General features: G+C 51.0%; 11 protein-coding genes. 9 read left to right on the top strand and 2 right to left on the bottom strand.

The features are described from left to right. Window positions 1–21 precede the first annotated feature (21 nt). From ACO0LG_RS04955 to ACO0LG_RS04940, 4 genes are read left to right on the top strand one after another with little or no spacing between them, the layout of a single operon-like run. Window positions 22–999, top strand: coding sequence for an ABC transporter permease (locus ACO0LG_RS04955; protein WP_423023917.1), 978 nt, complete (start codon window positions 22–24; stop codon window positions 997–999). A 5-nt stretch (window positions 1,000–1,004) separates the two neighbouring features. After that, complete coding sequence (locus ACO0LG_RS04950; RefSeq protein WP_423023915.1) at window positions 1,005–1,916, top strand: ABC transporter permease; 912 nt, start codon at window positions 1,005–1,007, stop codon at window positions 1,914–1,916. A 23-nt stretch (window positions 1,917–1,939) separates the two neighbouring features. Further along, window positions 1,940–2,926, top strand: a complete 987-nt coding sequence (locus ACO0LG_RS04945) for an ABC transporter ATP-binding protein (RefSeq protein WP_423023913.1) — start codon at window positions 1,940–1,942, stop codon at window positions 2,924–2,926. Beyond that, window positions 2,919–3,923: an ABC transporter ATP-binding protein gene (locus ACO0LG_RS04940; RefSeq protein ID WP_423023911.1), complete on the top strand. Its 1,005-nt coding sequence runs from the start codon at window positions 2,919–2,921 to the stop codon at window positions 3,921–3,923. The genes ACO0LG_RS04945 and ACO0LG_RS04940 overlap by 8 nt, the downstream gene beginning before the upstream one ends. Window positions 3,924–3,987: 64 nt before the next feature. On the opposite strand, the gene ACO0LG_RS04935 is transcribed toward ACO0LG_RS04940, so the two are convergent. Beyond that, on the bottom strand, window positions 3,988–5,877 hold the full coding sequence (locus tag ACO0LG_RS04935; protein WP_423023909.1) for an erythromycin esterase family protein: 1,890 nt from the start codon (window positions 5,875–5,877) through the stop codon (window positions 3,988–3,990). A 652-nt stretch (window positions 5,878–6,529) separates the two neighbouring features. Here ACO0LG_RS04935 and ACO0LG_RS04930 point away from each other — a divergent pair. Further along, window positions 6,530–7,054 (top strand): hypothetical protein, encoded by a 525-nt coding sequence (locus ACO0LG_RS04930; protein ID WP_423023907.1) that lies wholly within the window; start codon window positions 6,530–6,532, stop codon window positions 7,052–7,054. Window positions 7,055–7,407: 353 nt separating this feature from the next. Here ACO0LG_RS04930 and ACO0LG_RS04925 read toward each other — a convergent pair whose 3' ends face one another. Further along, window positions 7,408–8,253: a DUF817 domain-containing protein gene (locus ACO0LG_RS04925; protein WP_423023905.1), complete on the bottom strand. Its 846-nt coding sequence runs from the start codon at window positions 8,251–8,253 to the stop codon at window positions 7,408–7,410. A gap of 338 nt (window positions 8,254–8,591) precedes the next feature. On the opposite strand from ACO0LG_RS04925, the gene puuE reads away from it, so the two are divergent. The 4 genes from puuE to ACO0LG_RS04905 all read left to right on the top strand — a co-directional run bounded on the left by puuE (window position 8,592) and on the right by ACO0LG_RS04905 (window position 12,512). Next, window positions 8,592–9,560 carry an allantoinase PuuE gene (gene puuE, locus ACO0LG_RS04920; RefSeq protein ID WP_423023903.1) on the top strand — a complete coding sequence of 323 codons (969 nt, stop codon included), beginning with the start codon at window positions 8,592–8,594 and terminating at the stop codon, window positions 9,558–9,560. Between the two features lie 131 nt (window positions 9,561–9,691). After that, window positions 9,692–10,783 (top strand): porin, encoded by a 1,092-nt coding sequence (locus ACO0LG_RS04915; RefSeq protein WP_423024418.1) that lies wholly within the window; start codon window positions 9,692–9,694, stop codon window positions 10,781–10,783. 290 nt (window positions 10,784–11,073) lie between these two features. Then, a complete protein-coding gene (gene sigJ, locus ACO0LG_RS04910) occupies window positions 11,074–11,970 on the top strand; it encodes an RNA polymerase sigma factor SigJ (RefSeq protein WP_423023901.1) in 897 nt (298 codons plus the stop codon). Window positions 11,971–12,068: 98 nt separating this feature from the next. Then, window positions 12,069–12,512 (top strand): carboxymuconolactone decarboxylase family protein, encoded by a 444-nt coding sequence (locus ACO0LG_RS04905; RefSeq protein ID WP_423023899.1) that lies wholly within the window; start codon window positions 12,069–12,071, stop codon window positions 12,510–12,512. The last annotated feature ends 9 nt before the right edge of the window (window positions 12,513–12,521 follow it).

The following is a 12,521-nucleotide window of genomic DNA, read 5'->3' as shown; positions in this document are numbered from 1 at the left end:
ATCTCAAGGCAGGCCTGATACATGCCAGGGTTCATCTTGCGCCGCCTGCTGCAAAGCCTGGCTGTTTTGCTGCTCATGTCACTGCTGGTATTTGCCGGTGTGTATGCAATAGGCAACCCCATCGATATCCTGATCAGCCCTGAGGCAGATCAGCTTGAGCGTGCGCGTATCATTGCTGCCTTTGGCCTGGACCAGAGCCTGCCGCAGCAATACTGGTTATTTTTGAAAAATGCCCTGGCTGGTGACATGGGGCGTTCCTTCGCTTATGCGACTCCGGCCCTCGGTCTGATCCTGGAACGCATGCCCGCCACGCTGGAACTGGCCGTGTCTGCCATCTTGATTGCGGTAGCTCTGGGCATACCGCTGGGTTTGCTGGCTGGTTTGCGGCCCGACAGCATTGCTGCAAAAAGCATCATGGCGGTTTCGATACTGGGCTTCTCCCTGCCTACCTTTTGGGTAGGGTTGATGCTGATCATGGTGTTTGCCGTGCAACTGGGCTGGTTGCCTTCCAGCGGGCGGGGTGAGACGACGCTCTTGCTGGGTGTGCCTGTGAGTTTTTTGAGTATCGATGGCCTCAAGCATTTGCTCTTGCCTGCGCTGAACCTGGCGCTTTTCAATATCGCCATGGTGATACGCCTGACACGCTCAGGTGCGCAAGAAGCGCTGTTGCAAGACTATGTGCGTTTTGCCCGCGCCAAGGGTTTGCGTAATAGCCGCATCATCGGTGTGCATGTACTTAAGAATATCCTGATCCCTATTGTCACCGTGATTGCCCTGCAATTTGGCTCCATCATCGCTTTTGCGATTGTCACTGAATCGGTGTTCGCCTGGCCGGGCATGGGCAAGCTCATCATCGATTCAATCCGCGTACTGGACAGGCCAGTTATCGTTGCCTACCTGCTGTTGATCGTCAGCCTGTTTATCCTTATCAACCTGATAGTGGACGTGGTGTATTCATTGCTGGACCCGCGCGTGCGTTTGTCAGAAAGCCGGGGCTGATTTTAATGACCGCGATGATTGAAACCATCACTCCCAAAATTGAAACGCCCTTGCAGCGTTTCTTGCGCGATTTTTTTGCCAGCCGCATTGCCAGCCTGGGCAGCCTTATTTTATTGCTGCTGGTTTTGCTGGCGATATTTGCGCCCTTGATCTCGCCGCAAAATCCTTATGACCTGATGGCGCTGGATGTCATGGATTCACGCCTGGAACCCGGCACACTTTCGTCTGATGGTAAACAGACTTTCCTGCTAGGCACCGATGAACAGGGTCGCGATATGCTGTCGGCGATCTTCTATGGTCTGCGCATTTCGCTTATCGTTGGTTTTTCCAGCACGGTGATTGCGCTGGCAATCGGGCTTAGTCTGGGCTTGCTGGCGGGTTATCTGGGTGGCCGTGTTGAATCCCTCATCATGCGTATTGCTGACATACAGTTATCTTTCCCCTCCATCCTGATCGCCATGATCTTGCTGGCGCTGACAGGGCAGGGCGTAGGTAAGATCATCATCGCGCTGGTACTGGTGCAATGGGCTTACTATGCGCGCACTGCCCGCAGTGCGGCGCTGGTGGAAAGGCAGAAAGAATATATAGAAGCTGCAATCGGCCTGGGCTTGTCACCGGCCCGCATTATCTGGCGTCATTTGCTGCCGAATTGCCTGCCGCCACTGATCGTCATCGCGGCCTTGCAGGTCGCCTCGGCGATTTCGCTTGAAGCGACGCTGTCATTCCTGGGCCTGGGTTTGCCCGTGACTGAACCTTCATTGGGTTTGCTGATCGCCAATGGCTACCAATATCTGTTATCCGGCAAATACTGGATCAGCTTTTATCCCGGCCTGGCCTTGTTGCTGACGGTGGTATCCATCAATCTGGTGGCTGACCATTTGCGCGATGTACTGAACCCGCGCTTGCAGACGCAATAGGTGAAATAGGCAGAACAGACATCATGACAATTGCGACTCTGGAAGTACAACACCTGCAGACTGAATTTGCCAGCCGCGTCGGTACTGTGCGCGCGGTGAATAATGTCAGCTTCAGCGTGCAGCCCGGCCAAATCATGGGCCTGGTGGGCGAATCCGGTTCTGGCAAATCCATGACGGCTTATTCCATCATGGGCCTGATCGACCCTCCCGGCAAAGTCACGGCAGGCAAGATCTTGTTCAAGGGCCAGGACTTGCGCAGCTTGTCGGCAGAAGCCATGCGGCAAATCCGTGGTAACCGCATTGCCATGATATTCCAGGATCCGATGATGACCCTGAACCCAGTCTTGCGCATTGATACGCAAATGATGGAAACCATCTTTGCCCATCAACAGGTCAGCCATGAAAAAGCCCGCGAGATGGCACGCGCCGCCCTGGTCAAGGTTGGCATACCTTCGCCAGATGAAAGACTGCTGTCCTACCCCCACCAGTTTTCTGGCGGCATGCGCCAAAGGGTGGCAATCGCCATCGCACTTTTGAATGAGCCAGAGCTGATTATTTGCGATGAACCAACCACCGCGCTCGACGTGACAATACAGGGGCAAATCCTGTATGAAATGCAAAAGCTTTGCCGCGAATCTGCCACCGCATTGATCTGGATTACCCATGACCTGTCGGTGGTGGCAGGCCTGGCTGATACCGTCGCCGTCATGTACGCAGGCAAAATAGTCGAGAGGGGCAGTGTGCAACAAGTACTGGAGCAGGCTTTGCATCCCTACACCCATGGCCTGATCGCCTCTTCACCATCGCGCAATCTGCATGGGCAACGCCTGCGCCAGATACCGGGGTCAACTCCGTCCTTGCTGAACTTACCGCAAGGCTGTGCATTCCGCCTGCGCTGTGAACGTGCCACTGCGGTTTGTGAACAGGACCCGGTGATAGAAAATCTGCACGGCCATAGCGTATTGTGCTTCCACCCCATGCAAACAATCGCCGGGGTGACGCATGACTGATACTCATCTGCCAGCCTTGCTGGAACTGCGCCAGGTCAGCAAGCGCTTTGCCAAGCCTGTAGCATTGACAGACAAGCTGACCCAGCTATTTGGTGCTGACAGCAAACAGCAAATCGTCCATGCCGTTGATCAAGTCGATTTGAGTTTGCAAACGGGTGAAGTCGTCGGCCTGGTTGGTGAATCCGGTTGCGGTAAATCTACGCTGGGGCGCATGGCCGTGGGTCTGCATACTTTGTCAGAAGGGTCGCGCTGGTGGCGCGGTGAAAACCTGGCAGACATGAATAATGCTAAACGCAGGCAAATGCAACTGGCCGTGCAAATGATATTCCAGGACCCGTATGCCTCGCTGAACCCGCGTCTGCGTGTACAAGACATCGTGGGTGAAGCACCGGTCGTGCATGGCATCATCAAGGCTGCAGAACAGCAGGAATATGTAGAACACCTGCTGCAAAAAGTAGGGCTGGACCCGGCTGTGCTGAAACGTTTTCCGCATCAATTTTCTGGCGGCCAGCGTGCCCGCGTTGGCATCGCCAGGGCATTGGCGGTCAAGCCTGAACTGCTGGTGTGCGATGAAGCAGTCGCGGCGCTGGATGTGTCAATACAGGCGCAAGTACTGAATCTGTTCATCAAACTACGCGATGAGTTGAACTTGACTTATCTGTTCATCAGCCATGATCTCGGTGTCGTCAGGCATGTGTCTGACCGTGTACTCATCATGTACCTGGGCCGCGTGGTTGAATCCGCCGCCACCTCAGAAATTTTTGAACGGCCTAATCATCCCTATACACAAGCCTTGCTGGCATCTGCCCCCAGGCTGGAAGTGCGCAAGATGGAATACATCGCTATCAAGGGTGAAATTCCTTCCCCGCTTAATCCGCCGACCGGCTGTCATTTCCATCCACGCTGCCCGCATGCGATGCCGAGATGCGTGACTGAACAGCCAGCATTCAAGGAAGTTGCGCCCGCACATTTTTCAGCGTGTCACTTAAACGACTGAGTAACATGCAGGCGGTCGTCAGTGCAGATGTTTGATAGTGCTTGTCTGGGTCTTTATCTACGATCTACTTCGGATATTCTGAGGGCGTAACGCTATCGATATAAATCACCGCATCATAGGCTTTGGCTGGAGTAATCGCCTCTGGCGTCATACCCCAGTAACGCGCATAAGCAGGTGAGAACATCCAGCTATTACTGGCATCGGGTTTTGCCAGTGAGAAATCGATAAAGCTCATGTTCAAACGGCTATTTGTGAGTATGCTTTCCATGCTGCCTGCTGGTGGTGCTGCAATTTCAGTATAAGCTTCCTTGCCATAGCTACCCAGAATACCGCGGCCCATATACAGGCCTATGGTGTACATTTCTTTACGGCGTTTTTCTGCCATCCACACACCCATGGTTTTTGCGTGGGCTTTGTCTGCCCAGTTATTGGCGATATGAAAATTATGTGCCCAGACGATGATTTTCTTTTTCGGATAGACAGTGTCGGCGAGAAAGTTCAGGTTCTCGGCCATGCGCTGGTCACGCATTTCTGTGAATTCCTTGCTCATGGGAGGGAAGGCCAGTTGCTGGCTGAACGTCAGCCTTGAGCGGGCTTCCTGTATCGTTATATCTACCATGTAGGCTGTAAACTGTTTCGCCAGCGTTGCGCGGTTTTTTAGCAGAGTATCGGCGATTAACTTATAGTGTTCAGTCAATTCACTTGCTACAGTCATGGGCATTTGCTTGTTGAGCAGGGCATTCAATTTTTCTTCAATGCCATCAACTTGCCCGGCTAATTGTGGGGCTACCACTGTCAGCATGCACTTGAATCTGTCTATGATGTTTTGATGTCCCAGATAACCGCTGTCCTGATTATCAAATCCTGCAAGTATCAGGCGAGGTTTGCCTGTTGCACCCTGTTTCAGGTAATTGAACAAGTCCAGGGTTTCATCCGTGGCGATGGTGCCAAACTGGCTGCTGCGCATCGCGTCAAGGCCAGAGGTTTTATCGAGATTGACATAAGCTGCATCGGCCGCAGTCATTGATGCTTCCATGGCGATGATCTCAAAGCCCATTTCCTGATGCAGGAATTTAATCAGGCGGGTTTTCATCCAGTTGAATTCTGCAACGCCATGGGCGCTTTCACCAAGTTGCACGATGCGCTTGTCTTTCAGCAAGGGCTTCAGAAATTGCAGGTCGCTGAAGTCATCGCTGAAAAGTGAACGCAGACTGTGGGCATTTTTTTGTATGCCTGCTTGCCACGCGGGTTGTATGGTTGTGATCAGTCCGGCAGGCAGGGCAAGGCTCTGGTCATCCAGCAATTGCATGGATTTTTGTGGGCGTGCAGGCTTCTTTATTTCTTCGATATCAGGAACCGTCATACTTTCATCGACCTCCAGCTTTACATCATCAAACCAGGCCGTACCTTCACCTGCCAGGCCTACACCAAAGTGTACCAAAGCAGCATTGGCTGCCACCGGCACTGTAATGTCAAAGCGTTGCCAGTCACTGCTGCCAGTAGGGCCGCGTTTGGCCAGCATGGCATCAGCCACGCCAGTCTTTAATTTGCCATCTACCTGAAACAAGAGCTCGGCGCGGCCATTATTGACATCTCTGGTTTTGATCCAGCCTGACAAGCGCAAAGGATGACCACCTATGGTACTGGCGACCAGTGTTTGTCCAATGACGGTCATCGCCCCTTGCGGGGTTTTGGCATTACTTTCAATCTTGACGGAGCACTTACCTTCTTTCGCCAGCGCGCAGTCTGCACTGACGGTATGCGCTTCCATCAACATCTTCCAGCCATACGGCAGGCTTGACCCTGCTTGCCATTCTTCAAAGCCAAGATTGTGTGTTGCCAGATCTGCCGCATTAGCCGTGGTGGCCACACAGGAAGAGGCAAGCGCCAGGCCACTATAAACAAGAGCTTTGCCGGATTGCTGGAGCAGGAAGTGCAGGCGTAGAAATGACATGGATAGAGTTGAGTGTAGTCTGCCAGGAAAATAGAATATCTTCTTGGTAAGAAAGATTTCATTATTGCCATTATATGTCGGAGTAATGAATGGTCTGGCTAGAATAATTATGTAAATTACATTTCCCCAGCTACTGTGGCGCCCAGACTCAAGCTACAGCGAGGCAGACATGTGCGAAAGTCATGGATAAAGCGAGAGATATTTGAAACGGTGATAACGATTATGTCAAAAATAAAGAAGACTTATTTGCTGCGGTGCGATAAAGTAGTACTTGTCTCCTCCAACACCTCCTAAGGTTTGGATTTAACCCGCAACCGCAAGGTCGCGGGTTTTTTTTCGCCGGTTTAATTTCTTCGCTCTACAGTATTCAAATTCCTTGAATATTTTAATTCTATGCAGAAATATCCTACGCGCCCTGATATGTGTTTTGTGAATGATTGATATGCATAAATAGATCTTGGTAAATTTGCTGCGCTGCGATATAGTTGTACCTGTCTCCTCCAACACCTCCTAAGGTTTGGATTTAACCCGCAAAGTTTGCGGGTTTTTTTTTGCCTTTTTTTGTCCGGGCTTCTTTTGTGCAACTGGTGAGCTATCTGCCCTCTTTTATCTGTTAAGGGTATTGATTTGTTAGAATGATATGATTGCTGTTATGTCAATTCCCTTTCAGAACTTCATGCATTTGAAACGCCAACTCATCTCCCGCACCCTCATTTGTCTGGCGCTGTCTGCTCATTACTTGTTTGCAGAGGCGGCACAGCCAGACCAATCTGAGCAGGCAGCAGTTTCACAAGCAGTAATAGTGACCAAGGAAATGCGTGCCGCATTGCAGCAGTTTGTCAGCCACTATGCTGGTAATGCTAAAAACAAACCTCAGCATATTTATATCGCGAGCGTCAAAACCGAGAGCGGTGAAAATACTGTGTATGCGTATTGGAAAGAGGACCAGTCCATCCTGATCATGAATTTCTTTACGCAAGTAGTGGAAGAAGATGGCCTGTCGTGGTTGCACCACAAAGCCCGGATAGATTTAAAAACCGATGTTGTCGCCACCGAAGCAGAGATGAGTGGCAGTAACTACCTGGTCACCAGAGCTTGGGCTGCCAATATAATCAAGACTTGTCGCGAGCGCGGGCGAGTTCTGGTGTTCAAAGCCGTGCATCGACGCAACAAATAATTATTCAAACTGTATATCGATTCAAACTGGATAACGACGAAGATAAATATAAGGTCTGACTGACCTGTTTTGCAGAAAGAACGCCAGTTTGAGTATTCACTCTAGAGATGGATAAAATATAACTGGTATCTATATTGTGAACCTGTTTTACTGAGAGAAAAATCCAGTGGTATTTATTGTTGCCTAGATATTCAAAATATGTATACCTGATATATGGATAATAAAGCATACAGATATGCTGCACCGCATTAAAGTAGTACCTGTCTCCTCCAACACCTCCTAAGGTTTGGATTTAAGCCCGCTAATAGCGGGCTATTTTTTTGTCTGAACTCTTTAGAAAACTGCTCGATGACTTATTCAGCGATATGAATATGCCGTTTGATATGCTTGAGATGGGCGACGATGGTAAAGGTCATGATGACCAGCAAAGACCATGAACTCCATTTGCCGACATGCACGGTGGACCAGGCACCCAGTTGATTGGGATAGCGCCAGATACCAAAGAAGGTCCCCATATTTTCTGCCAGCCAGATAAAGAAACCGATCAGTACGAAAGACAGTAACAAGGGCATGCTGCGGTCACGGTCCAGCGGCCGGAATACCACCGATGAACGCGCGTATAAACCTAAAGCGCAGGCCGCCAGATACCAGCGATAGTCACCGATATAGTGGTGAGTAAAAAAGTTCAGGTAGATCAGCATGCCTATCAGGCCAGCCATCCAGTAAGGCGGATGATGGCGTATGCGCAAATCAAACAAGCGCCAGGCCTGGATGATGTAACTGCCTATGCTGGCATACATGAACCCGCTGAATAGCGGCACGCCCCATAACTTGGTATAGCCAAACTCAGGATAGGCCCAGCTCTGTATCTGGCCTGATACCTTGAACACTTCCAGCGCAAAACCTACCATGTGGAACAGGGTCACGGCTTTCAGCTCATCGACGGTTTCCAGCTTGCTCCAGACCATGCCAGCCTGTATCAGCAGCGCAATGACAAACAGCACATCGTAACGTGGCAAGCCAAACAAGCCAGCCTTGGGCACGATCAGTATCGATGCAAAGAACAGGCCGACGAACAGGCAGGCACGCACTTCTTTTATGCCGAAATACCAGAACTCTAGTAAAAAACGACGGAAGCCCACCAGGTTTTCAGGCTGGGGTGGCTGGATGAGGAATTGGTCTATGGATTGCAGGCGCATGGACTGCATTGTAACAAGCCTGCAGGGTCAGGCGTCACTAAGGTGATACGGTTGCCTTTGTTACAGGGGGCTTACACAGCATTTATTTGACCTGTTTGACCTGTGTGTGCTTGTTGTGAAAAACACTATGTTGTTTAATTGATGCGTAATAGAACATATACTAAAAGCAGTATATCTATCCTTGAAAAATTGCTGACAATCGTAGGCGAATTTGAAAAATGATTTAGTGCAAATGCAAAGATGGCACGTCACTTGCATTCATTGGATCAGTTTCAGCGCTGAACGAGAATAATGGGCATCCACTTGCCCTGAGTATTTTGCATCCGGAGAATAAAAGTATGACGCAGTCCAGCAAGCAGTCAAATCAGCAATTCAGTGACTACCCCCGTGACCTCATCGGCTATGGTCGTCATGTCCCGCATGCGCAATGGCCAGGGCAGGCCAGGATAGCCCTGCAATTTGTCTTGAACTATGAAGAAGGTGGTGAAAACTGTGTACTGCATGGTGACCGTGCGTCCGAGCAGTTTTTATCCGAGATCGTCGGCGCGGCAGCCTATGAAGCGCGTCATATGTCGATGGAATCCATCTATGAATATGGTTCGCGTGCCGGTGTCTGGCGCATCTTGCGTGAATTTGAAAAGCGCCAGTTGCCGCTAACCGTGTTTGGTGTTGCCATGGCCTTGCAGCGCCATCCAGAGTTGACCAAGGCCTTTGGCGAGCTGGGCCATGAAATTGCCTGCCACGGCCTGCGCTGGATACATTATCAAGGCCTGGAAGAAGCCATAGAGCGCGAACATATGCAGCAAGCCGTACAAATCATGCGCGAGCTGACTGGCAAAGCGCCGCTGGGGTGGTACACCGGGCGTGATTCCCCCAATACCCGCAAGCTGGTGGTGGAGCATGGCGGCTTTGCCTATGATGCTGATTACTATGGCGATGACCTGCCTTTCTGGACGCAAGTGACTACGAGCGATGGTCAGCAGCGTCCCCATCTGGTGGTGCCTTATACGCTCGACAGCAATGACATGCGCTTCGCCACACCCCAGGGTTTTAATACGGGCGAGCATTTTTATGACTACCTCAAAGACAGTTTCGACCTCCTGTATGCCGAAGGTGATCCTGAGGGCGACAATGCACCAAAAATGCTATCCATAGGCATGCATTGCCGCTTGCTGGGGCGGCCAGGGCGCTTCCGCGCCTTCCAGCGCTTTCTGGATTATGTGCAATCGCATGACAAGGTCTGGATTTGCCGCCGCATCGATATCGCCGAACACTGGAAACAAGTACATCCCTATATACCTGAATAAATAACGGCGCATGTTGACCTGGCCGGATTTACCGAAGTCCTGCTTGCCCTTGGATTGAGCTGACAAAGTTTGATTTGCCACCACGCTGAAAAAATCGTTGTTAAACCTGAGAGAAGGAAAAAAAGATGAAAATGCAAATGAAATCCCTGGTTTTGGCAGTCGCTTCTTGTTTGTGGGCCGGCAGTGCGCTGGCGCAGTCCAGCGTGACGGTGCAAGGTCTGGTGGATTTGTCCGTAGGCTCGGTCAAAATGAGTGGCGACAAGGCCAGCACGGCTGCCATCACACCTGGCGGCATGACCACCTCCTGGTTTGGTTTCAAAGGAGTAGAAGATCTCGGTGGTGGCCTCAAGGCAGAATTTGCGCTGACGGCATTCCTGCGCCCTGATACCGGCGAGTCTGGTCGATTTGGAGGCGATACCCTGTTTTCACGCGATGCCAATGTTGCCCTGTCAGGCAGCTTTGGCCGCGTATCGCTGGGGCGTGACCTCGCACCCAGCTTCTTGCCTGTCGTGATTTTCAATCCCTTTGGTGATTCTTTCGACGTCTCACCTCTGGTGCTGCACTGGTATGTACCATCTGGCGGCTTTGCTTCACGCACCTGGGCCAATTCAGCCGCTGGGGATTCTGGCTGGAGTAATGAAATCATTTACAGCACACCCAATTTCGATGGCTTCAGCGCCAATATGCATTACCAGTTCGGTGAAAAAGCCGGTGATACAGGCACGCGCAATATCGGTCTGAATGCACTGTACTTCAATGGTCCGCTGGCTTTGAGTGCCTTCTATCAAAAAGTACAGGTATCAAATCCCCTTGGTGGTTCGGCGATTGTTGATGCGACATCCGCACCTGTGAATTTTGCCTCCATCAATAGCCAGACAGCGTACTTCGTCGGTGCCAGTTATGACCTGACCGCCGCCAAACTGTATGCGACTTATACTTCCAGCAAAAATGACAATGCCGTTGGCAAGCAGATGGATGACAAGATTTATAGTCTGGGTGCCAAGATACCCGCAGGTGGTGGCGATATCTTGCTGGCTTATGCAAACACCAAACGCAATGGCACGCTGACCGCCAACACAGAATACAAGCGCGATACCCTGTCGGCCGGCTATGACTACAATCTGTCCAAACGTACCGATGTGTATGCAGTGCTGATGAGTGACAAGATCAGTACGGCGGACCGTGCTACCAGTGTGATTGCTGGCATACGTCACAGATTCTGACTTGCTTAAGTTGACTTGCTTGAGCTGACGAAAAAACCGCATATTGAAAGATTTGCGGTTTTTTTCTATTTGCTGTCACAAACGCTAAGTCTGTTTCGTCTTATCATCATGAACTTAGTGGACTGCAACAGTGAAAAACGAAGTGCCTGCCATGTGCGCACCGACCATGGCTGCGTCACAAATACTCGCGATAGGCTTACTATCGCTGCGTTTTGTTCCTTGCCCTGGTTCGCTGGGCACACGTCCTTCACTTCACTTTTCACTATTACAGTCCACTGGATACCACCACGATGAACCGCCTGCAAAGCTTTACTGACCATAGACCCCGCCTGTTTGGCATAGCCTACCGCATGCTGGCTTCGCGCGCCGAGGCAGAAGACCTGGTGCAAAACACTTACCTGCGCTGGCATGCGCTTAGCGATGAAGAGGTATTGCAAATCCGTGAACCCCAGGCCTGGCTGGTGACTGTCATCAGCCGTCTTTGCGTGGACAGGCTGCGGGTACTCAAGCGCGAACGCGAAAACTATACCGGCCCTTGGTTGCCGGAGCCCATGATAGAAGTCGATGAGCAGACGCCGGAGCTGATGGCAGAATTCAGCAGCGATGTCTCGTTGGCCTTCCTGACCATGCTGGAACGATTATCGGCAGAAGAACGGGCAGCGTTTCTCTTGCATCAGGTATTCGATGTGGATTACCCTGAAGTGGCAGGCATGCTGAACAAGACAGCCGCTGCCTGCCGCCAACTGGTACACCGCGCAAAAGAAAGGGTGCTGCAAGAAAAACCGCGCTTCCAGGTCAGCCGCGATCATCACAGGCAATTGCTGCAGCGTTTCAGTCTGGCGGCACAAAGCGGTAATTTAAAAGAGCTCATTACCTTGTTCGCCGATGATGCGCAAATGATAGGAGATGGTGGCGGCAAGGTGGCTTCCGTCAACCGCATCCTGCATGGAGCAGCACGCATAGCTCGCCTCTACCATGTAGTCGCCAGAACTTATCCGCAACGCATGCAGTTTGTCGAAGTCAGTATCAACGGTGAACCTGGCTTGCTGCGCTTTATCGATGGCAAACTGGATGCGACTATCTCCATCGTCAGCGATGGTGAAAAAATCCTTGATCTATATACCATACGTAATCCGGATAAATTGCAGGCTTATCAGGCCATGACTTTGCCATCGCAAAATAGTTAAGAAATTATTCAAGCAAGCTGTCACAAACCGATTTTCTCCAGCGTCTTATAGATGAAGAAAGCAATTTCGCTGACTCATTGTAAAACTGGAGAATTACCATGACACTCAAACTCAATTTCCCTGGCCTGGCACCTGCTGCTTATCAAGCCCTTGCTGGCGTCAACACGGTGCTGGATGCCAGCAGCCTTGGCAAATCCCTTATCGATCTGGTGTTCTTGCGGGTATCTCAAATCAATGGCTGTGCATTTTGCGTAGACAAACATGCGCATGACTTGCTGGAACATGGCGAGAAGTTCCAGCGTCTCAACAGCCTGGTATGCTGGCGCGAAGCCCCTTGTTTCAGTGAAAAAGAAAGGGCTGCGTTGGCCTGGAGCGAAGCCTTGACCAATATCGCAGGCAAGCATGTGGATGAAGCGCTGCAACAGGAATTGCCTAAGCACTTTACTGAGAAAGAACTGGTTGACCTCGCATTTGTCATTGGCCTCATGAATGCGTGGAACCGCATTGCCATCGCCAGTGGTAAAAGTTTTAGCATGCGCTAAGTCGTCGTT

This window comes from Undibacterium sp. Ji42W, from assembly GCF_049340405.1.
Taxonomy (GTDB): domain Bacteria; phylum Pseudomonadota; class Gammaproteobacteria; order Burkholderiales; family Burkholderiaceae_D; genus Undibacterium.
Note: the sequence above shows the minus strand (reverse complement) of the source record. Positions and strands in the feature narration are given on the sequence as shown.